A 22904-nucleotide genomic window follows, 5' to 3' on the forward strand; every position below is an offset into this window, starting at 1 on the left:
TAAATCAGGCCGAGGGAGGGACGTATCCCGTCGGTTGATCGGCTCCTTCACCAAAAAAATAACGCTCCATTTGCCGTGCCAGATATTGGCGTGCCCGAGCATCGGCCAGATTGAGCCGATTCTCATTGACCAGCATGGTTTGATGGCGCAGCCATTGTTGCCAAGCTTCTTTGCTGACATGGTTGTAAATACGCTGACCCAGCACGCCCGGATAAGGGGCGAAGTCCAAGCCTTCACCTTCTTTTTTGAGCAGGGTGCAATGAACAGTTCGTGTCATGGTTTGATTCCTTTTTCAGACTTTCTTTACAAGAATCTGGGAGCGTCGATCCCAGTTGTATTTGCGCTTGCGTGGTTCTGGTAACCAGTTCGGGTCCACAGGCTGGAAGCCTCGTTTGATGAACCAGTGCATGGTGCGGGTGGTGAGAACAAAAATGCTATCGAGGCCCAGCGACCGGGCCCGTTGTTCGATGCGTTTCAGAATGCGTTCACCGTCGCCTTGGCCTTGAACTTGGGGCGAAATGGTCAAAGCGGCCATCTCTGCCGTGCGTGATTCAGGATAAACGTGCAGAGCGGCGCAACCAAAAATGACCCCGTCATGCTCAATCACGGTATAGCTGGCGATGTCACGCTCAATTTCGTTGCGGTTACGTTTCACCAAGGTGCCATCGCGCTCAAAAGGCTCGATCAAAGCAACGATACCGCCAACATCATCACTGGTGGCTTCGCGAAGGCTTTCCAGTTTCTCATCGACCACCATGGTGCCAATGCCATCGTGGGTAAATACTTCCTGAAGAATGGCGCCATCCACACCAAACGGCAGGATATGTGATCGTTCAACGCCGCCTTCACAAGCTTTGACGCAATGACTCAAGTAAAAAGCAGTATCCGTTGGCTGCGTGGGAATCGGTAAACGTGCCAAGAGACGTTTTGCATCCGCTAAAGCAAGCTCGGTATCGATCGGGCTTTCCGGATCATTCAGGTCTTCTTGGATGCCGGGTACTTCGGTCAAGAACAGTAATTTGTCGGCCTGAAGAGCAATGGCGGTCGAAGTCGCAACATGCTCCATCGTCAAATTGAAGGCCTCACCGGTCGGTGAAAAGCCAAAAGGTGACAAGAGCACCAAGGCGCCGATATCGATGGCTTTGCGAATGGCGGTGCCATCGACTTTACGGACCACGCCGCTATGAATGAAATCCACGCCGTCAACAATGCCGACGGGGCGAGCGGTCAGGAAATTGCCGGAAACAACCCGAACCGTGGCATTGGCCATCGGTGTATTGGGTAATCCCTGTGAAAAAGCGGCTTCGATCTCAAAGCGCAATTGCCCGGCAGCTTCTTGGGCGCAATCAAGCGCCACAGCATCGGTGATGCGTAGGCCATGGTGAAAACGTGAGGTGTGACCTTTGGTGCGTAATTGCTCATTCACCTGGGGCCTGAAACCATGCACCAGGACAAGCTTGATCCCCATCGCGTGAAGGATGGACAGATCTTGGATGAAAACATTCAGTTTCCCTGCTGACACCAGTTCACCCGCCATGGCCACAACAAAGGTTTTGCCGTGGTAGGCGTGGATATACGGCGCAACAGCGCGAAACCAAGGGACAAAAGTATGGGGGAAGACCAGGCTCATCGTGGCCGGAATTGTGCCCCAGCTTGGCGACCGTGGTTGGGCTGGATAATTGCCCCCTGTGAGTATTGACAAAGCCCCGACCTCCCCAGCCGTTGCCCCCCGTTTGAGACGCGTTGCCAACCCCATTCCACCGATCCATTTCCCCGAGGCCTTGCCGGTCTCGAGTCGGCGAGAGGACATCGCCCAAGCGTTGCAGGAGCACCAAGTCATCATCGTTTGTGGTGAGACGGGCTCGGGCAAAACCACCCAGCTGCCCAAGATTGCCCTCGAATTGGGGCGTGGTTGGGGCGCTGGGGGCCACGGCTTGATCGGTCACACGCAGCCGCGTCGGATTGCGGCCAGTTCGGTGGCCAAGCGCATTGCTGAGGAGCTGAAATCGCCGCTCGGTGAGGTGGTTGGCTACAAGGTCCGGTTTCAGGATCGTCTGCAACCGGGCGCATCCGTCAAGCTGATGACCGACGGTATCTTGCTGGCCGAGACGCAGACTGATCCGTTGCTCAAGGCCTACGACACGTTGATCATCGACGAGGCCCACGAGCGCAGTCTCAACATCGACTTTTTGCTGGGGTATCTGCGTCAGATCCTGCCGCGTCGCCCCGATCTGAAGATCATCGTCACTTCGGCCACCATTGATGCTGATCGCTTTGCCGAGCACTTTGCCAGCACCAAGGGCAAGGCACCGGTACTGATGGTCAGCGGCCGATTGTTCCCGGTTGAGCAGCGCTGGCGTGCTTTCGAGGAGTCGAAGGAGTTCGATCTCAACGACGCTATTGCGGACGCGGTGGATGAGTTGTGGCGTGGTCCTGGTGGCGGCGATATTCTGGTTTTCCTCCCGGGTGAGCGCGAGATTCGCGAGGCTGCCGATCATTTGCGCAAGCACCTGAGTCACCAGCCGTTGAATCGCAACGCCGACATCTTGCCGTTGTTCGCACGGCTCTCGCAGGCCGAGCAGGACCGCGTTTTTGAGACGGGCCACGGTCGGCGCATTGTGCTGGCGACCAATGTGGCCGAAACCTCGCTGACGGTGCCGGGTATCCGGTACGTGATCGATTCGGGCCAAGCGCGTGTCAAGCGCTACAGCTACCGCAACAAGGTGGAGCAGTTGCAGATCGAGCCGATCAGCCAAGCGGCGGCCAACCAGCGTGCCGGGCGCTGTGGCCGGGTCGCCAACGGCATCTGTATCCGGCTCTACGACGAGAAGGACTTTGCCGGGCGGCCACGCTTTACCGATCCAGAAATCCTGCGTTCATCGTTGGCGGGGGTGATTCTGCGCATGAAGGCACTGCACCTTGGGCTGGTGGATGACTTTCCTTTCATCGAGCCCCCACCGCGTAAGGCGATTGCCGATGGCTACGCTTTGCTGGGTGAACTGGGTGCCGTGGATGATTTCAATGAGCTCACCGCCATCGGGAAAGAGCTTTCCAAACTGCCGCTCGACCCGCGTGTCGGTCGGATGATCCTTGAAGCACGTTCGCGTCAAGCGCTCGAAGAAGTACTGATCATCGCCAGTGCTTTGAGCGTGCAGGACGCGCGCGACCGACCGCTGGAGGCGCAGCAGGCGGCCGATGAGAAGCACAAGAAGTTCGATGACGAAAAATCAGAATTCGTCGGTTACTTGAAGTTGTGGCAATGGATCGAGGAAGGGCGCGGACACGCTGAAGGCGCGCACAAGCTCAGCAATCGCCAGCAGGAGCAACGCCTGCGCGACAGCTTCGTCAATCCGCGTCGGGTGCGCGAGTGGCGCGACATTCATACCCAGCTGCACACCGTGGTGGCTGAGCACGGCTGGCGACTCAACACCACGCCAGCGAGCTACGAACAGCTGCATTTGTCGATGCTGGCGGGGTTGTTGGGCAACATCGGCTGCAAGTCGGACGACGAGGATTGGTACTTGGGCGCACGCGGCATCAAGTTTTGGCGTCATCCGGGCGCGCATCTCTCGAAGAAACCGGGCCGCTGGCTGGTCGCCGCCGAGTTGGTCGATACCACGCGGTTGTTCGGCCGGGGTTTGGCGGCGATTGAGCCGCAGTGGCTGCCGCAGATCGCCGGGCATTTGCTCAAGGTTCAGTTGCTGGAGCCGCACTGGGAGAAAAAGGCCGCCGAGGTCATTGCGCTGGAGCGCGCCACGCTCTATGGCATCGTGATCTACAGCAATCGGCGAGTGAATTTTGGCAAGGTGGATGCGCCAGCCGCGCGCGAAATCTTTATCCGTGAAGCGCTGGTCAACGGGGAGTGGGAGACACGGCTGCCGTTCTTGGCCCACAACCGCAAGATGATTGCGCAGGTTGAGGAGCTGGAGCACAAGTCGCGTCGCCAAGACGTGTTGGTGGACGACGAGCTGATCTTTGCTTACTACGACGCGCAGTTGCCGGAGCACGTGGTGAGCGGGGCCACTTTTGAGCGCTGGTATCGCGATGGGCAGCGTCAGAACGCGAAGCTGCTGCATCTGACGCGTGACGAGCTGATGCGCCACGAAGCGGCTGGCATCACCACCAGCGCCTTCCCCAAGACGATTCGCCTCGGTGGCATTGATTGCGCGGCCAGCTATTTGCACGAGCCCGGCGACGCCAAGGACGGCGTGACGGTGACTGTGCCGATCTATGCGCTGAACCAAGTCAGCGAGGAGCGTTGCGACTGGCTGGTGCCGGGCATGCTGGACGCCAAAATCACGGCGCTGCTCAAGAGCCTGCATCAGAAGCCGCGTTCACGGCTGGTGCCTTTGCCCGCCTTTGTCGCCGAGTTCATCGAGCTGCATGACTTTGCTCAAGGGGCGTTGATCGATGTGCTGCTCAAGGCCGTGCGCGAGCGCACTCAGCTCGCGGTGCAGAAAAACGACTTCAAACCCGAGATGCTTGCGCCGCATCTGTTCATGAACTTCCGCGTGGTGGATGAACACGGGCGCCAGCTCGGCATGGGGCGGCAATTGGCCTCCTTGAAGGCTGAATTGGGGGGGCAAGCTCGTTCAGCGTTTCAAGCCTTGGCAGCGTTGAAGGTGGGGGCGAGCGTGTTGCCTGCCTCGTCGTCCCCCTCATCACCTCAGCCGTCGCTCTCGCTTGCCCCTGCGGTGGAAACAACGCCCCAGACCTACACCGCTTGGACCTTCGGCGAGCTGCCCGAGTTGATGGAGATCCGCAAAGCGGGGCAGACACTGATTGGTTTCCCGGCCTTGATCGACAAGGGGACCCACGTCGAGATCGAAGTCTTCGACGAGCCCGAGGCGACCGCGCTCAAGCACCGTGCGGGCTTGCGGCGGCTGGTGGCGTTGCAGATCAAGGAGCCGCTCAAGTATTTGGAGAAGAACATTCCTGACTTGCAGAAGATGGCCGTGGCCTATATGTCCTTGGGCACGCAAGAAGAGTTGCGCGCTCAGATCGTCGATGTCGCTTTGGACCGCGCCTTTTTGAATGATCCTTTGCCGACGGATCGCATGGCTTTTGAGCGTTGTCTGACCGAAGGCCGTTCGCGTTTGAACTTGATTGCGCAAGAGGTCGCACGCCAAGCGGGGCTGATCCTGACGGACTACGCCGCATCCTTGCGCAAGCTCAAAGATGCCCGCGCCCCCAAAGAGGTGGGCGATGACATCCAAGCCCAGTTGCAGCGCTTGATCCCGAAACGCTTTGTGGCGCAAACACCGTGGGCCCAGTTGCAGCATGTGCCGCGCTATTTGAAGGCTGTGACGTTGAGACTCGACAAACTGCGTACCGACGTCGTCCGCGACGCGCAGAAGATGGCCGAACTGCGTCCCATCGAGCAGCGCTATACCCGTCGATTGGCAGATCTCAAAGGCGTACAGGACGCACGTTTGACGGAATACCGTTGGTTGATGGAAGAACTACGGGTCAGTTTTTTTGCGCAGGAGCTGCGCACGCCCCAGCCGGTCAGCGTCAAAAGACTCGACAAGGTGTGGTCTCAAGTGATCGGATCTTGAGTCGGTCGTGATGTATGAATGTAACGGGTCGAATCTTTCGCGCCGTTTACTCGGGGTCGAACCACAGAGCGAAGTATTCTTCCAAGCTTTACAAGACGTCGCAAAGACGTCACAAAACGTACCGTTTCCCGTATCCCTGTGGAGTTGTCATGTCCCTCACGATGAAGTCTCTCCGCTGCTGTGCTTTGGCTTGGCTGGCAGGTATGCCCATGGCTCACGCGGCGGAGAATTTCTGCATCAACTATCAAGGCACCACCGGCGAGCCGATGGCCTTGGGGGTTCGCGATTGGTCCGGCGGTAGTCTTGTGGCTGAGCGAGTGGCCTCGGTGAGCACAGAATGGCCACCAGCTCCGGTGGCTTTGGGTGCGCGTAAGTGGGAGCCGATTTATATGGTGGCCACCACAGCGGCTGACGTACAAAGCTTGGCCCAAGGCTTGCGTGAAACCACCGCACATCCCAGCCACTTTGCCGCTCCCAGCGGTTACCTTGAACTGGTAAGTCTGGGCCCGAAAGGGCTACCGGTGCACGCAACGCGCTTTACCAACCCGGTGGTGGTGGGTGTGGGCGTGCCGTCCTTGCCAGATCGCGCGCCGAAGTTCGAGTTCGAGCTCATGCCGGACCAGCAACTGACCGTGGTTGCCAAGTGCGTTACATCGGGTCGTGAAACGGCGGGTGCAGGCCACCCCATGGTGGGTGGTGATGTGGTGACGTTGAGCGCGGATGGCTTGGCCTCGATCTCTGCGTTACGCATGGCGGGCTTCAAGTACGGGGTCAATCTGGCGGGCGAATCAGGTGGATTGCGCTCGGGTCAGATGCGAATCAGCCCCAAGGCCCGTCCTGAAACGGTCAAATTCACCTTGGCCGCTGGGACGCACGCATCGTGGTTTCAATGGTTCCAAGACGTCGTGGTGCAGTTCCGAGATGTCCGGAAAAAGATCCAAGTGACGTTGGTGGATGCTGCCGGGCGACCCGCGCTTCATGTGACGCTGTTGGATGCTTTACCTCTGCGTTGGTCTCCCATCGTCAGCGACGCCGAGCCGTCGGAACGATATGTGCTGGAAGTGGCACCGACCCAGATTGAAATTTCGCTTCCAAAATAAACCCGATACATGTCAGCGCTAGATTGCCTGCTGACTGCATCGCTGTTTTTCATTGATTAGAAATAGGAGGGGCGAATGGCCTCATGTGTTCGAGCTTGGATGGCATTGCCGGTCCTGTCAGTCACCTTGTCGGTTTTGGTGGCCTGTGGTGGTGGCGGTGGCGCCGCCCCCGCGCCGACACCCACACCGACTGCCGCGGCTTTGGCGGCTTCGCAGTACACGGTGTACAAAACGGGCGCCGTCGCTTCGGTGCAAGGCAGCGCTGTCTTGACGGCGTCTGGGGCTGTCAGTGGGGTGGCGGCGACAAGCGCGGTGGTTTCTTTGGGTGCCGATGGCAACACCACCCTCACTTTGACCAGTGGCTCGGCTGCTGTATCCACCTTTAGTGCGGTGACCTCGGCCGGGGGGGCCGTGACGCTGTGGAGCGCTCGCAATGGTGGCGTGTTGATGTTGTGCGATGGCACCGCCGGTATCGGCGGTACGCCGACCACGCATTACATCGGACTGGCCACGGCTTCGAGCGATGCCGAGGGCACCGCGACGGCGATCACCAGTGCCACAGGCTTGGCCGGCAAGTCGTTCCGAGCGGTGCATGACTGTGTCGCTGACACCATGCCCACGATGAGTTTCGATGGCGTGGGGGCACGCGTCCAGCCTGATCCGGTGGTTCCTGGCGATGTCGCCACTGTCAATCAGTTGCTGGGGGCGGGCTACACGGCGTCTTTGGGCAATGACCCTGTGACTGGCAATCCTCTGGGCAGCACGGTCTATAGCCTCAAGGCTTATCAGTTCATGGTCGGGGGTGTGGCCAAGGTGTATTTGGTTGAGCAAGTCAATACGCAAGATCTGACGGGTTTGCCCGTGGCCTCGCTGCGTTTGCTCACGTCTGAATAACCGATCCAACACCTCCTTTTTCAGGGATTTCAACCATGTCTCGTCTTGCCATCATTGATGCCAGCATCGCGAATTCCGCTGGACTGATTGCCAGTTTTGGTGCGGGGGTCGATGTGCTGATCCTGAACCCGGCCCAAGATGCGCTCACTCAGATCAACGCTGCGTTGCAAAGCTACGCCAACCTGAGTGCCATCGATATCTTCAGCCATGGCGCTGCCGGACAGCTGACGCTGGGCAGCACCGTGATCGACAGTCTTTCGTTGTCGGGGGGCGCACAAGCTCAAACGTTCTCCACCATGGGCAGCCATTTGGCACCAGGCGGGGCGCTGATGTTTTATGCCTGTGACATGGCGGCCGGGTCCACGGGCCAAGCTTTCGTCAATCAGTTGGCACAAACATCCGGAGCAGCGGTGGCCGCTTCGACCGATCTCACCGGTTCAGCCGCCCAAGGCGGTAACTGGGTGCTTGAAGCCAGCAGTGGTGCTTCCAATGTGTCGGCTTTGGCCGCCGTTGGTTGGCAGGGCACTTTGGCGCATTTGGCCACCGCCACTTGGACACCCCCTGTGTTGGTTGACTTGACCGCCTTGGGGGCCACCGTGCCCGTTGGCTTGGCTTTGGCCGATCTCAATGCCGACAACAAGCCGGATTTGGTCGTGCTCGATCAAGCTGCGGGCCAAGTGGTGGTGATGGCCAACAATGGTGCGGGGGGCTTCAATCCGGCGACGGCCACCGCTTATCCCGTGACCATGCTGGGTTCGCAATCGATCAGTTTGGGTGACGTGAACGGTGATGGCTTGCCGGACATCGTGACGACGGACACGTCCAACTCTCAGGTTTCGGTCTTGCTCAATGCCGGCGGGGCGACCTTCGGTCTTGCGAAGGCCTTTCCCGTCGCTGGGGCCATGCCTTATGGGTTGGCATTGGCTGACCTGAACGGTGACGGTGCCCTTGATATCGTTACGGCCGATGCCGACACCGGTGATACCGTGTCTGTGCTGTTGAACGACAAGACGGGTAACTTTCCGGTACCTGTCGGCTATTCGGTGGCTCCTGCGGGCTCGAAGGTATTCCACAGCCCCAAGGCGGTGGTGGTGGCCGATGTGAATGGTGATGGCAAGTTGGACCTCATCACGGCCAACAACGCCAGCGGGGATGTGTCTGTGCTGCCCGGTACGGGATTGGGCACTTTCGGTGTCGCGCAAACCTACACCGTGGGCGTTTTCCCTTTGGGGGTTGCTGTCGCTGATTTGAATGGCGATACGTTTCCCGATATCGTGACGGCTAATAGCGGCAGCAACGCTGTGTCGATCTTGATGAACGACAAAGTTGGCGGTTTTGCGCCCGCACAGTCGGTGGCCGTGGGTTTCAACCCGATGTCTGTCAAGTTGGTGGATGTCAATGGCGATGGTGCTATCGACATCGTCTCGGTGGATCAACTGAGCAACCAAGTTTCCATCCTGACCAACAACGGTACCGGGGGTTTCGGGACCGCCACCGCCCAAGTGGTTGCTGGCGTGAGTCCTGGCGCATTGGCCACCGCTGATCTGAACGGCGACGGCCGCCCTGATCTGGTCACCGTGGATGCCGGTAGCGCCGGGGTTTCGGTGTTCTTGAACGCTGGTTTGGGAGCTAACACGGCTCCTGCTCAGACCGGTGCGCTTGCACATTTGCCCAATGTCTTATCCAACACGCAAGTGGTGTTGTCGAGTGCGCAGTTTTTGCAAGGCTACACGGACGCAAACGGCGACACCTTGTCGGTGGCTAATGTAGCCTCGCCTGATGGTGTCGTGGTTGATAACCTGAACGGCACATGGACGTTTACGCAAAATGTGGGTGTTAAGGGGGCTGTTGGTCTCAATTACAACGTTTTGGATGGCTTTGGTGGTGTGACGGCGGCTTATCAAAGCTTTGTCATCAACGATCCGGCCACCTTGACCGGTACTTTGGCTGCCTTGCCCGTGGGGACCGAAGACACGGCCTACACCGTCTTGGTCAGCGACTTGTTGGTGGGGTACACCGATCCGAATGGTGACGTACTATCGGTGGCCAATCTCAGTACGGCCAGTGGTACCGTGGTCAACAACCTCAACGGCACGTGGACCTTCCACCCGACGTTGAACTTGAATGGCCCGGTGAGCCTGAGCTATGACGTGGTCGATAGCTATGGGGCGGTCACTGCTGCAACGCAATCGTTGACGCTCACGCCGGTTAACGATCCACCCGCGCTGACGGGAACACCTGCTGTCTTACCCTACGCGACCAGCAATTTACCCGTGATCCTCAAAGACGCTGATCTTTTGAAGGGTTGGACGGATGTCGAAAATAATCCGTTGGCCGTGGTCAATGTCACGTCGTTGGCCGGAACAGTGGTTTCGAACAACAACGGCACGTGGACGTTTACACCCACAGCCGGTACCACCAACGGCTTGGTGACCCTGAACTACAACGTGATCGATGGCCAAGGGGGTATCACACCCGCCACGCAATCATTTGCGTTGAATGACCCACCGTTGTTGACGGCACCCTTGGCTGTGCTGAACAACGGGGTAGAGGATTTCACGGTGGTGTTAGCGGCCCCTGATTTGTTGACCGGCTATACCGATCCGAACGGTAACACCCTGTCAGTGCTTAACGTGCAATCGAGCGTCGGTACGGTGGTGTCGAACGGCAATGTCAACGGCACCGATCTGTGGACATTTACACCCCCGTTGAATTTCAACGGGCCGGTGACGCTGACCTATACCGTGGCCGATAGTTTGGGGGCCACAGTGGCGGCCACCCAATCGTTCACCGTTTCACCGGTGAACGATGCGCCGATCTTGACCGGAACACCGGCCACGTTGCCCACCCAGCAAGAGGGCCAAGCGGGTCTTTTGAAAGCGACGGATTTGCTGGCGGGCTGGACCGATGTCGAGGGCGATGCCATCTCGGTGGCGAACCTGCGCTCGATTGCTGGTCTGTCGGTGGATAACGCTAATGGCACGTGGTCTTTCACGCCGGTGGCGGGCAGCAGTGGTGTGGTTAATCTGTACTACGACGTGGTCGATGTATGGGGCGCTGCTTCGACGGCGTTGTTACCTGTCTTTGTCAACAATGCCCCAGCATTGACTGGGACAGCAGCCTCGCTGCCTGCGGGGATCGAAGATACGGCGTATACGATCAACGCCTCTGACTTGTTGGCGGGGTATACCGATCTGAATGGGGATGTGTTGTCGGTGGGGGCTCTCAGCAGTAACGGTGGCACCGTGGTCAATAACGGTAACGGCACATGGACCTTGACGCCGACGTTGAATCTCAATGGCCCGGTCAGCCTGAGCTACAACGTGCTTGATACCCATGGGGCGGTTACGCATGCGACCCAGACGTTTTCGCTGACGGCAGTCAATGACCCCCCCATCGTGGCTCAGACCTTGGCGGCCACAGCCACGGCCAACGCCCAAGTTTTCAGCTTTACTTTACCCAGTGGTGTGTTCACTGATGTGGATTCGCCCATATTGACACTCAGTGCTGCACAGGCTGACGGCACGGCATTGCCAACTTGGCTTAACTTTGATGCTGCTACGGCCACATTCAGCGGGATGACCCCCAACGTTACTGCGGACACGGTGTTGTCACTGAGTATTCAGGCTTCAGATGGGCAGTTTGCAGTCTCGACTCCTTGGAGTCTGAGTGTGAATTTGCCAAGAACTCTGACAGGTACGGTGGGCAACGATGTGCTCGCTGGCGGTGGAGCCAACGATACGCTCAACGGTGGTTTGGGTAGCGACACCATGATCGGTGGTCCGGGTAACGACACTTATGTGGTCGGTACGGGAGGGGCGAACGGGGATGTGGTGATCGAACTGGCCGGGCAGGGTACTGACACGGTGCAAGCGGGCGTGAGCTATGCCTTGCCGATCAACGTTGAAAACCTGACCCTGCTGGATGCAACCGCCACTCTCGGTGGTGTGACGTTCACCGCAGCCTCCTTGGCCGCTTCAGGGGTGACGTTGGCCGCTCAGATCCAGAGTCAACTCTTGACCAAGGCTTCGACTATCAATGGCGCGGGTAACGATTCGGACAACGTCTTGGTGGGCAATGCCTCCAACAACGTGTTGGGTGGCGGCTTGGGGCATGACACCTTGACGGGGGGCGCTGGAGCGGATCAGTTCATCTTCAACACCTTACCTTCAGCGGCCAACGCGGACACCGTGACTGACTTTGTGGTGGGAACGGATCATCTGGTCTTGGATACCACCGTCTACACGGCGCTCAATGGCTTGGCTCCAAACGCCAATCAGCTGGTGAGTGCGCCGGGTGCTGTGGCAACCAGCGCCACCACGGTGCTGCTCTTTGACACCACCACCGGGACGCTATCGTGGGATGCCGATGGCAATGGCCCAGGTGCCGCTTTGCCAATCACCACCCTCACCGGGGTGGCCGGGTTGACCATCAGCTCTTTGGCGTATGTCAACAGCGGTGCTCCCACCGCGATCCTTGATCCCTTCACGCATTTGCCGATCGCGGTGGTTTGAACGTCTTTGTTTTGAAAGGTTCATGCATGAGCAAAACCCCTTGGATGATCGCGCTGGCGATCTTGAGTGCTCCGGCATTCGCTGCGCCAACCACCTGCCCACAGTTTTATGCGGGCGGGGTCGCGCCCGATATCAACAAGCCAGCGATGGCCAAAAAAACCAAGGAGTTTTGCTATTCAGCTTTTGATGTGATGAATAGCGGCGTGACTTTGACGCCCCTGTGGTCGGCGGAGTACCTCACGCCAAAGTCGATCGCCGCAGCCGCCAAACTTGATCGCAAGGGCAATTTCCACGCCGAAGATCGCTTGCCGGAGGCTGAACGTGCCGAGCTCGATGACTATGAAAAATCGGGCTATGACCGGGGGCACCTGAGTCCTAATCACGACATGCCCGATCGTGATGCGCAGCAAGAAAGCTTTGTGCTGACCAACATGGTGCCGCAGGCACCCAAGGTCAACCGAGGTTTGTGGGCTGAGATTGAAAAAACGGTGCGTCAGCAGGTTCAGGCGGGGAACAGCCTGTATGTCATCACCGGGCCGATGTTCGAAGGCTCCTCACTGACCCAACTCAACAAGCGGGTGATGGTCCCCACGGCGGTTTTCAAGGCGGTCTACGATCCAAAATCGCAGCGGGCAGGGGCTTATGTGGTGACCAATGACCGCAATGCTCCTGATATCAAGGCCGAAATCATGTCCATTGCGGCCTTGGAGCAACGTTTGAAGATCAATTTATTCCCAGCGATACCGGATAGCGTCAAGAGTACCCGTTGGCCCTTGCCGGATCCGACGGGGCCAACGACCACCGGACAGAGCAAAGCGACTGCTGCCACGACATCGACGCATGGCCGCCGTGCCCATTGAGAGTGAGTGACTGAATGAATCCTTTTGCAGATAACTCATCCAGTGAGAGCCTTGATGAGCTCACCATGGAAAACCGCAGTGATCGGTTTGAGCTCTACGGTAGCCTCTCTATCACGCGGGATCAGCAAGGTTTAGAGCGTGCTCGGGCTTTGCGAGCCGTGCTTGATCAGGCGATCCAAGCCCTAGAGGCCGGGCAGCCCTTGCCGGAGCAGTTGGTGGAGCCACCCACTGAACAGGTGAGCAATCCATTTGCCGACTAAGGGAGCATCGTGCTGTGGGTGCTGGATTGAACGGCTGCCGCTGCCGCTTTCGGCTGCGGCAGTTCAATCCGGGCCCGCAGTCCGTGCGGGCTCAAGGGGGCGAGGTGAACGCCCCCGCCGTGACGCAGCACGATTTCACGCACAATCGCCAGCCCTAAGCCACAGCCTTGGCTGTCTTGGTGGCCACGCACGAAGCGTTCAAACACCCGGGGTAACAGCGCAGGTTCGATGCCGCGCCCGGAGTCATCGACATCCAGCGTCACCCACTGCGCGCTAGCCCGCACTCGTACGGTCACTTCTGTCTGCGATCCGGCATAGCGAATGGCGTTGTCGATCAAGTTGATGATGGCCTCACGCATCAGCAGGGGATGGCCCAGCACCACGGTGGGCGATCCTGAGGCGGGAAGATCCTCGGCCCCATCGTCTTCATCCATGCCCAGATCGATGTGCGCAGACAGAGCCCGTGGCACCCACTCGGTGGTGATCTCGCGCGCCAGTTGATGCAGGTCGAAACTTTGCTGCCCAGCCACCAAGGCTGACTCGGGTTCTGCGCGGGCCAAGGTGAGCAATTGGGTGATGAGATGGCTGGATCGAGTGGCGCTTTCTAAGGCCATCTGGAGGCGAGCATGAAGTCCTGGGTCGGGATAGTGACGTTGTTCCAGCTCTTTCAGCGCCAGTTCGGTTTGGCTTTTGAGCCCAGCCAAAGGGGTCCGAAGCTGATGAGCGGCATCGTTGATGAAACGCCGCTGTTGGATGAGACTTTCTTGGACGGCTGCGAGCAGGGTGTTGAGCGCACCGACCAAATCTCGCACTTCTTCTGGGGCGACATCAAGCCGCAGCGGCGCTAGATCGCCAGGGGCCCGTCGGCTGACGGTGTCGCGTAGACGTGCCAGTGGGCTCAAGCCGGAGCGGATCCCCATCCAGACCAAGGCCGACATGATCAGCACCAAGATGCTGAGTGGCACGGCGGTATCTCGCAGGATGTGGCGCGCCAAAATCTGACGACTGTGGCGACTTTTGGCCACTTGGACCAACATGCGCTGGGGGGCCTCGGGTTCGCCCCAATTCAGACTGATGGCGGCCACCCGAACAGCGACGGTCTCGCCTTGCTCTTGCACATAGGCGTCGTAGAAGTGCTGGGTGTCCGTACCCGGATCGGGGTCAGGTGGCAGGGGGAGCTGGTGATTGCCCAGAATGAACTGCCCTGGCGGGCTACTCACCATGTAGTAAACCTGCTCGTCAGGATCGGTTTCGAGGATGTCACGGGCGGCACGGGGGAAGTCCACCAGCAGACCACTCCCCATGGGCTTGACTTGCCGAGCCAAGGCCTTCGACGCCTGAAACAAGCTCCGATCGATGGCGAGGTCAGCGTAGCGCACGGCGACGCTGTAGGTCACCAAAGCCGCAGCCAGCCAAAGAACCAGTTGAGGGACCAGCAACCAGATCAGCAGGTGATGGCGCAGGGCGACACGCATGCTTCTGGACGGACGTGCTCAGTCCTGCGTTTCGAGCAGATAGCCCAAACCACGCACTGTTCTGATCCCCATGCCGGAGCCCTCAAGTTTGCGGCGAACTCGGTGGATGTAGACCTCAAGTGAGGCGGGGCCACCACTTTCTGACATGTCTGCCGACCACACTTGGGCAATTTGCTCTTTGCTGATGACTTTACGGACATGGCTGACCAGTAAATCGAGCAGCAGCCATTCGCGAGGTGAGAGGTCAATCATCTGGCCACGGACACTGGCTCGGTGAGCTTCGCGGTCGAAAACCAACCCTCCAAGATGGACCTTGGCGTCAGCACCGTGGTTGGGGGCTGCCTCGATCGGCAAGGCTGCCGAACCATGCGCTTGGGCGCGGCGAAGAAGGGCCCGGATACGTGCTTCGAGTTCTGGAAAATCAAACGGTTTGGTGAGGTAATCATCGGCACCGGCATTCAGGCCCGCCACCCGATTTTCCATGCCATCCAAGGCCGTCAGAATCACCAACGGCAAGGTTGGCCGCGCAGCCCGAACGCGTTGCACGACCGTGAGCCCATCGACCAACGGCAAGCCGAGATCAATGATCCCGAGATCAAATCCAGGTCGAGTCAGGAGATATTCCGCAACGGCTCCATTGGTCGCCACTTCGACCTCGAAACCTGCATGACGCAAATTGGCCGACAGTGCGTCGGCCAAGATGACATCGTCTTCAGCTAGTACGGTACGCATGGGGCGTGATTGTGCGGCACGCCCGCCTGTGTTGCCGTTGGTGGTGATCAGTGTGTCGTGCTATCGACGGGCGTGATGCCTGCGATGGCCCATTCGCGGCTGCCGTCCATGGGGCGGATGAAGTGCCAAAGTTCAGCAAAAGACTCGACAGTCGTCTGACCTTGGCTGCGTTCGCTCAGGCGACCATGGAAACGTACGGAGACGATCTGTTGATCGTGCTCTTGGGCGGCATCGACGATTTTGGTATGCAACTCCTCAACGTCCGTGTGCTGCTCGATGTTGCCGCGTTCTTGCAGATCCACGCGCAATGAGGCGAACAGCTCGGGCGTGGTGAACTTGCGCAAATCCTCCACTTGACCGGAGTCATTGGCGGCTTGCATGCGGATGAAGACGGTCTTGGCGATGCGCTCAAAGCCGGCCAGATCAAAGTCAGCGGGCAACGCAGTCAAGCTTCCCGTCGGGGTTGTCGAGGCGAGTGTTGTTGTTCCAGCTGGGGCTGATAGGGCTGATGGGGCGACTGCTGATGGGGTGGGTGCTGTTTGCCATGTCGGGACGGTGTCCATGGTGTTGCCATGCGCCCCAGCTCCTGCAAATTGCATCCCGTTGACGGCGGTGGATGCACTGGCTGGTTTCGCAAAGCGACGGATCAGCCAGCCAATGGCGAGCACGGCCACCATGGCAAGCAGGGCAAACATCATCACGTTGGCAAAGGCTTCACCCATACCAAAGTGGCTCATCAAGGCGGCAATCCCCAACCCAGCGGCCAAACCTGCCAACGGGCCCATCCAGCTGCGCTTACCGGCCGCCGCAGCAGCACCAGCGCCCGCCGTGGCAGCACCGGCCGTTGCGCCAGGGTTCGGTGTGGGTGTTGGCGTGGCGGTGGGTGGTGTTGCCGCTGGCGGGGTGTTGGTTTGTTGGCGCTGCATCCCTGCAGGCTTGCCAGCACCCAAGCGTTTGGCGTGGGCGTCTTGGGGGGCAACACCGAAAGTGAGCGCGGCGACAGCCATCGAAAGCGTGACCAACAATGTTTTCAAGCGTGTCTCCTGAGAGGAATCAAAGTCATGAGAAAGATTTCTCTAGAAATTGTGTTTTTAAGCACAGCCGCTTAAGTTTGGCTTTTCGGCCCTTTATCAAGGCCCACGTGAGATCACGGATGGCTGCCCAGAAACCTGCCAGCAACATGGTGGCATTGCGGCCGAAACTTCGGGGGGGCATGCTTGTGTTCATGGTGACAACGCTCGCAATGAGCAACAAGAAGGACGGACCATGAACAAGATTGTTCGCAACACATTGAAGCTTTCTGTCTTGACCGGTTTGGTGGTCGTGGCGCTGGTGGGTGTGGCTCATCCCAAAGGTGAAGAGGGCGATGGCATGTGCCCTGAGCATGGCGGGCTCATGGGCATGACGATGGGGCACCACGGGTCGGGCGGCGATGAGCAAGCGCGCAACAAACATCAAGAGCGCATGATCGAACGCGTCAGTGATGCCTTGGTTTTGGATGCCAATCAGAAACAGCGCCTCACGGTTTTGAGTCAGAAGTGGCATGCGTTCCAAGAAGCAGAGCGCGCTAGCAGCCATGACAAAGATCCTCGTCAGGCGATGCTGGGCTTGCTGGCCGGGGATCATCTGGATCAGAAGGGGGCTCAGGCATGGGTTGAGCAGCGTACGCAGACCCTGCGATCGCAAAGTCCTGAACTGATCAAGTCGGCTGCCGACTTTTTTGACAGCCTTCGACCTGAGCAACAACAGAAAGTGCGTAAATTTATTGCGCACAGATCACACGCAAAGATGGGTGGGAAAGGCATGATGCTGCGTCAAGAAGCGTCGGATCATGCCGATGTTCCCGCGCACTCCGGGCACTGATTTGGCTGAAGAAGGTGTCTGCCGACTTGGCGGACTTCTGGGGTGCGGGTATGCTGCGCCGCCATGGTTACAAATAACCGCACCCCATCGTCCCATCGACAAGCGCTGCTCCAGACGCTGATCTATCTCCTGCTCGCGGGGGGGTGGGTGATCGGTACAGACTATCTCTTAGAACGTTTGCCAGACCTCCGCAGCGTGCTGTGGTTCAGTGCTGTCAAAGGGCTTGTCTTGGTGGTGGTCACGGCTGTTTTGCTGTACCTGATTTTGACCAAGCATGCCTCGCCGGTGGTTTTGTCGGAGCCTTCCGACATCCTTTCAACGGCACCCGCCGCCACGGCGGGGCATCGTTCCGGACGCATGTGGTGGGGCATCGGAACGAGCTTGGTGTTGATCGCCGTGACCGCCGTGGTGTTGTTGCGTAACGAGATCGTTCAGGCGCGCAACGACCAGCTTGAAGAGTTGGCGTCCCACGCCATGGCCAAAAGTCAGTTTTTGTCTGACTGGTTGCGGGATCGGCAGACGTTGGCACGGAATTTGGTGGAAACCGATCGCCTGCGTCAGGAGATCAGCCAAGGGTTGCAGGCCAGCGATTTGCAACGGATGGCCAAAGACTATGGCTGGGAAGCCGTTGAGTTTTGGAGCACCTCGGGCCAACGTGTGGTGAGCAGCCTGGCCGAGTTGCCCCCGGAGTCGGAGCACGCCACCTCATGGGCTTCAGCGGTAAGAGCTGTCATTGCGGCGGATGCCTTGCCCGTGGCGGCCGCATCGACGCTGGCCTCTAAGAGCGATTCAACCGCTATTGAGTTGGCCGTGGCCGCAGCAACGTCGGGTCCCTCACATCTCGCATGGGTGGTTGCGGTCCATGCTGAGCATCAACCCGAGGCCGGACGCGATGCTGCGCGCGATCCCCGCCGACTGATCGGTGTGATGGTTTTCCACACTCCGGACGATTGGGGTTTGCTCGGTTCTGAGTCGATCCTTCACCCTGAGGGCGCGGATCATGGTGAAACATGGGTGATGCGAGTCAATCAACGCCAAGCAGAAGTTCTCAACACGCCGCATCTCGCTCATAAAGATCAAAAATCGCTGAACCTGACGCTCATCGATGGCCGTGATTGGGTGGGGGCCTTGACGAAGGGCAGCGAGCCACTGTCGCGTTTCCGGGCCGTGGATGATCGGGGTGTGGCTGTGCTGGCGGGCGTGGCCCCTGTGGCCAGGGTGCCGTGGTACTTGGTCGTCAAGTTGGACGAGTCTCACGTGATGGCGGCGACCTATCGCTTTGTGCTCAACATGATCGTGATGTTGATGTTGTGCATGGGGATGTTGGTGATGGTGGGGTTGCTGCTGCAAGGGCGGGGCAACATGCAGTTGATTCAAATGCGCGCTCAAGTGGCGGCACGATTTCGCCGTTACGCTGAGCAAGCCCCCTTGGGGATCGTCGTGCTGGATAACCAAGGTGCCATGGTGGAGGCCAATAAGGTGATGGCCCACATGCTGGGAAAGACCTCGGTGTCTTCCATGTTGGGGCAATCCCTGGTGGGGTTTTTCCCCGACGAGCAAGCTCGGGTGATGGTTGAACAGTCTTGGCGAGCGATGGCCGAACGGGACAGCCGCAAATTCGATATCGCATTGCTCGGCGCTGATGGCAAGCGCCGCTGGATCAATGTGACCGCGACTCGGGTGGAAGTCGATCGGACGGTGGTTTTTGTCGATGACATCAGCGTACGGCGCGCTGAAGAGCTGCACATGCGCCAAGCCGAGGCCGTGTTCAAGCACACGCAAGAGGGCTTGGCCGTGACCACGTCAGACGGGCACATTTTGATGGTCAATGCGGCGTTCTGTGCCATGACCGGGTATGCCGAAGATGAGCTTGTCGGCCAGCGCATGCAAATTCTGCGTTCTGGCTACCAAGACGATGCGTTCTACGCCACGTTCTGGCGAGCTTTACGCGAGTCCGGGCAATGGCAAGGGGAGGTGTGGAACCGACGTAAGAACGGCGAGGTTTATCCGGAGCGCTTAAGCGTGAATGCGGTGCGCGGTAGCGACGGTGAGATCGTGAACTATGTCGCGGCATGTGTCGATATCACCAAAGCCAAACGGTCTGAGCAAGATCTGAAGTATTTGGCACACCACGATCTCCTGACCGGTTTACCCAACCGGGTGATGTTGATGAGCCATTTATCGCGGTCCATGGCCAATGCGCGTCGCAATGCCTTGCGGGGTGCTGTTTTGCTGCTTGATCTGGATCGTTTCAAGAACGTCAATGACAGTCTTGGCCATGCTGCCGGGGATCAGTTGCTGCGCGCGATGGCTGAGCGCCTGCGTCAGCGCCTGCGTGAATCGGACATGGTGGCTCGCTTGGGGGGCGATGAATTTGTGGTGGTGCTTGATAGCGTCGGAGAACCGCAGGGGGCTGGTTTGGTGGCGCATCAAATCATTGAGGTGCTGAGTCGATCGTTCACCCTGCGCTCTGGCCATGAGGTCTTTGTGGGTGCCAGCGTGGGGATCAGCCTTTTTCCGGATGACGCTGATGATGCGCACCAGCTCTTGCAGCAAGCCGATGCCGCGCTCTATCAGGCAAAGGGGTCCGGCCGGGGTACGTACTGTTTCCATACCCAAGTTTTGACCGATACCGCCCAACGTCGTTTGGAAATGGAGACACGGCTACGTCATGCTTTGGACAACGATGAGTTGCAGTTGCATTACCAGCCGCTGGTCGAGGCACGTACACGGCAAATCGTGGGGGTCGAGGCTTTGGCGCGTTGGCATCACCCCGTCCATGGCATGGTGTCCCCCGCTGAGTTCATCCCTGTGGCCGAAGAGACGCGGCTGATTCTGCGTTTGGGCGAATGGGTGCTGTACCAAGCCTGCTGGCAGATGGCTGCATGGATGCGTGATGGCATCGCTCCAGAGGTGATGGCGGTCAACTTGTCCACGCTGCAATTCGCTCAAAGCGATTTGCCGGACAAAATTGCTCGCATTTTGGAGCGCACAGGCGTCCCGGGGGATCGCCTAGAGCTTGAGCTGACTGAAAGTGCGCTGATGGATGCCGCACAAGCGGTTGAACGTCTGACGGCGCTCAAAGCGTTGGGTGTTCGCTTGGCGGTGGATGACTTTGGGACGGGGTATTCCTCCCTGTCTTACTTGAGCAAGTTCCCTATCGACAAGCTCAAAGTTGATCAAAGCTTTGTGCGCGGCATTCCCGCTGATTCAGTGGCGAGTGAAATCGCATCGGTGGTGGTGGCTTTGGGGCATAGCTTGGGCATGGAAGTTCTGGCTGAGGGGGTCGAAACCGAGGCGCAGTTTGACTATCTATTGGCCAAGGGCTGCAACACCTTGCAAGGGTGGTTGTTTGCGCGGGCCATGGATCCTGCCGACCTCACGCCCTTGTTGCGTCTGGGTCGAATTGATCCGGCGCAAGCGTTGCCCTCGTCACCGTCATTGGGGTAGGCATTGCGTCAGGGTTACGACCGAAGATGCAGGCTCGATTTTTTAAGAGATATCAAAACCATGAACAAACTGGACGTTTTTGTTGTTGGTGCTGCACGCACGGCCATCGGTACTTTTGGTGGTTCCTTGAAGGATGTGCCGCCCACCCGTTTGGGCGCCATCGCCGTCAAGGCAGCTCTGGAGCGCAGCGGTGTGGCGGGAGACGCCGTGGGGCACGTCGTGATGGGTCAAGTGGTCGTGACTGAACCGCGCGATGCTTATCTGAGCCGCGTGGCTGCGATGGAGGCTGGCATTGCCCAAGAGACCCCCGCTTTCAACGTCAACCGTTTGTGCGGTTCGGGCTTGCAGGCCATCATTTCCGCCGCCCAAGCCATTGCTTTGGGCGACACTGAGATCGCCGTTGGGGGTGGGGCTGAATGCATGAGCCGTGGCGCTTATCTGATGCCGGGTGCCCGTTGGGGTGTGCGCATGGGTGAAGCTGCCATGGTGGATTACATGGTCGGTATCCTCCATGACCCATTCCATAAGATTCACATGGGTGTGACGGCTGAGAACGTGGCTGCTCGCTTTGGTATCAGCCGGGAACAGCAAGACGCTGCGGCTGTCGAAAGCCACCGTCGTGCTTCGCGGGCCATCGCTGAAGGTCGCTTCAAGTCGCAGATCGTGCCCGTGGAAATCGCTTCGAAAAAGGGCAGCGTTTTCTTTGACACCGATGAGCATGTCAAGCCTGACACGACGATGGCGTCGCTGGCCAAGATGCGTCCCGCTTTCAAGAAAGACGGCAGCGTGACTGCAGGCAATGCCTCGGGTATCAACGACGGCGCTGGCGCTGTGGTGCTGGCCTCCGGCGCCGCTGTGGCTGCCCGTGGCCTCAAGCCGTTGGCGCGCTTGGTGGCCTATGCCCACACCGGTGTCGAGCCTGAGGTCATGGGGATCGGTCCGGTTTCTGCCACCCGCAAGGTGATGGAGCGTGCTGGCTTGACGTTGGCCGACATGGACGTCATCGAAGCCAATGAAGCGTTTGCGGCTCAGGCTTGTGCGGTGGCTCAAGAACTGGGTCTGGATGCTGCCAAGCTCAATCCGAACGGTTCCGGCATCTCGTTGGGCCACCCTGTGGCGGCTACGGGGGCGATCATCACCGTCAAGGCGATTTATGAACTAGAGCGCATCCAGGGCCGTTATGCCTTGGTGACGATGTGTATCGGTGGTGGTCAGGGGATCGCTGCAATCTTTGAACGCACCTGATTCATCTTGTCGCTTTTTGTCGTTTTCCCCCTTGTTTCAGGGGTAAAACGATGGTGATCTGCCACGAACGAACCCCATTGTTGAGGGAGGTTCGTGTGCACTGAGGCTCTTGCTTCGGTACGCTCAGTTCCATGGTCAATGTGATGACAATGGAGCTGACGTGAGATATCAAGGGCACATCCAATCTTGGGACGAGTCGCGCAATTGCGGCATCGTCTTACGTGAGGGCAGTCATGAGGCCCTCTTTGTTCGACTGCACGATTTCCCTTTGGATGAGAATCCGCCGATCAAGGGGGAGAAGGTCAGCTTCATGCTTGGCCTCGATGCTCGGGGGCATCGTCGCGCCAACAAACTGCTGTTTGTTGATCGCCCACCGGCCTTGAACATGGTCGATCCCGAGACGGCCCAGTGGTATCACCACCCTGTGGGTGCCCGACTTGGCCGTCCCAAAGAGGGTGGGCCTTTGACGGATTTGCAAGATCTCACCGTGCCGGTGCCGTTTTACGGTGCCATGAGCCCCAGCAGTCTGGGCGGCATGTCATCCCGTGGTAAACGGGATGACATGGATTTGCGGGATCTCAGCTATCCCCCTCCATCGCGCAGTCGTGTGGTGCCGATGCTGCTGTTAGCGACCTGTGTGGTGGCGCTGGTTTGGTCTGCCCAAGCCTTGCTGCATCACGCCATGGCTTCTGAACTTCGGCCTGTCTCGGATGATCGGGCCAGCTTGGCGCAACCCGCTCCAGCCCCAACCCCCACCCACAAGCTACGCGACACGGTGCGACAGGTTTTTGGCTGGAGTTGAGATCACGCGTCAAGGTTCAATGCTTCCCTGGGCGTGTGGACGATGGGCAACAAATCCGTCATGGGGCCTACCCATGGTTCAAGTGTCGAAGCTCTACAGGTGTTGCCGAGTGTCAGCCTATGTGTGATCAGCAATAGACAGTCGCGATTTG

Annotated in this window: 15 protein-coding genes; 10 read left to right on the forward strand and 5 right to left on the reverse strand. The window is 58.7% G+C overall.

Annotated elements, in window-relative coordinates; translation table 11 throughout:
* Window positions 1–4 precede the first annotated feature (4 nt).
* Both AB3X39_RS03720 and argA read right to left on the reverse strand, forming a co-directional pair.
* Entirely contained in the window at window positions 5–277 is a 273-nt protein-coding gene (locus AB3X39_RS03720) for an oxidative damage protection protein (protein ID WP_369416004.1), read from the reverse strand.
* A 15-nt stretch (window positions 278–292) separates the two neighbouring features.
* Window positions 293–1630 carry an amino-acid N-acetyltransferase gene (gene argA, locus AB3X39_RS03725; RefSeq protein ID WP_369416005.1) on the reverse strand — a complete coding sequence of 446 codons (1338 nt, stop codon included), beginning with the start codon at window positions 1628–1630 and terminating at the stop codon, window positions 293–295.
* A gap of 103 nt (window positions 1631–1733) precedes the next feature.
* Here argA and hrpA point away from each other — a divergent pair, with 103 nt between their 5' ends.
* The 6 genes from hrpA to AB3X39_RS03755 all read left to right on the forward strand — a co-directional run bounded on the left by hrpA (window position 1734) and on the right by AB3X39_RS03755 (window position 13186).
* On the forward strand, window positions 1734–5558 hold the full coding sequence (gene hrpA, locus AB3X39_RS03730; protein ID WP_369416173.1) for an ATP-dependent RNA helicase HrpA: 3825 nt from the start codon (window positions 1734–1736) through the stop codon (window positions 5556–5558).
* 149 nt (window positions 5559–5707) lie between these two features.
* A complete protein-coding gene (locus AB3X39_RS03735; RefSeq protein WP_369416006.1) occupies window positions 5708–6658 on the forward strand; it encodes a hypothetical protein in 951 nt (316 codons plus the stop codon).
* Between the two features lie 99 nt (window positions 6659–6757).
* The gene (locus AB3X39_RS03740) at window positions 6758–7552 is read left to right on the forward strand and encodes a hypothetical protein (protein WP_369416007.1); all 795 of its coding nucleotides are present in this window, start codon (window positions 6758–6760) and stop codon (window positions 7550–7552) included.
* 35 nt (window positions 7553–7587) lie between these two features.
* Window positions 7588–12066: a cadherin-like domain-containing protein gene (locus AB3X39_RS03745; RefSeq protein WP_369416008.1), complete on the forward strand. Its 4479-nt coding sequence runs from the start codon at window positions 7588–7590 to the stop codon at window positions 12064–12066.
* A gap of 26 nt (window positions 12067–12092) precedes the next feature.
* Window positions 12093–12926 carry a DNA/RNA non-specific endonuclease gene (locus tag AB3X39_RS03750; protein ID WP_369416009.1) on the forward strand — a complete coding sequence of 278 codons (834 nt, stop codon included), beginning with the start codon at window positions 12093–12095 and terminating at the stop codon, window positions 12924–12926.
* A 65-nt stretch (window positions 12927–12991) separates the two neighbouring features.
* Window positions 12992–13186, forward strand: a complete 195-nt coding sequence (locus AB3X39_RS03755; RefSeq protein WP_369416010.1) for a hypothetical protein — start codon at window positions 12992–12994, stop codon at window positions 13184–13186.
* Here the strand turns inward: AB3X39_RS03755 and AB3X39_RS03760 are convergent.
* The 3 genes from AB3X39_RS03760 to AB3X39_RS03770 are packed head-to-tail and all read right to left on the reverse strand — an operon-like array spanning window position 13183 to window position 16427.
* Window positions 13183–14661: a sensor histidine kinase gene (locus AB3X39_RS03760; RefSeq protein ID WP_369416011.1), complete on the reverse strand. Its 1479-nt coding sequence runs from the start codon at window positions 14659–14661 to the stop codon at window positions 13183–13185. The two genes, AB3X39_RS03755 and AB3X39_RS03760, sit on opposite strands and share 4 nt — an antisense overlap.
* Window positions 14662–14679: 18 nt before the next feature.
* Window positions 14680–15393: a response regulator transcription factor gene (locus AB3X39_RS03765; protein ID WP_369416012.1), complete on the reverse strand. Its 714-nt coding sequence runs from the start codon at window positions 15391–15393 to the stop codon at window positions 14680–14682.
* Window positions 15394–15440: 47 nt separating this feature from the next.
* The gene (locus AB3X39_RS03770; protein WP_369416013.1) at window positions 15441–16427 is read right to left on the reverse strand and encodes a Tim44 domain-containing protein; all 987 of its coding nucleotides are present in this window, start codon (window positions 16425–16427) and stop codon (window positions 15441–15443) included.
* 289 nt (window positions 16428–16716) lie between these two features.
* Between AB3X39_RS03770 and AB3X39_RS03775 the strand changes: the two genes are divergently transcribed.
* The 4 genes from AB3X39_RS03775 (at window position 16717) to AB3X39_RS03790 (ending at window position 22753) form a co-directional block, all read left to right on the forward strand.
* Complete coding sequence (locus AB3X39_RS03775; protein WP_369416014.1) at window positions 16717–17256, forward strand: Spy/CpxP family protein refolding chaperone; 540 nt, start codon at window positions 16717–16719, stop codon at window positions 17254–17256.
* Window positions 17257–17319: 63 nt separating this feature from the next.
* Window positions 17320–20706 (forward strand): putative bifunctional diguanylate cyclase/phosphodiesterase, encoded by a 3387-nt coding sequence (locus tag AB3X39_RS03780; RefSeq protein WP_369416015.1) that lies wholly within the window; start codon window positions 17320–17322, stop codon window positions 20704–20706.
* A 60-nt stretch (window positions 20707–20766) separates the two neighbouring features.
* Entirely contained in the window at window positions 20767–21951 is a 1185-nt protein-coding gene (locus AB3X39_RS03785) for an acetyl-CoA C-acyltransferase family protein (protein ID WP_369416016.1), read from the forward strand.
* 160 nt (window positions 21952–22111) lie between these two features.
* Window positions 22112–22753, forward strand: a complete 642-nt coding sequence (locus AB3X39_RS03790; protein WP_369416017.1) for a hypothetical protein — start codon at window positions 22112–22114, stop codon at window positions 22751–22753.
* The last annotated feature ends 151 nt before the right edge of the window (window positions 22754–22904 follow it).

The sequence above is a fragment of the Leptothrix ochracea genome, from assembly GCF_041083635.1.
GTDB lineage: Bacteria > Pseudomonadota > Gammaproteobacteria > Burkholderiales > Burkholderiaceae_C > Sphaerotilus > Sphaerotilus ochraceus.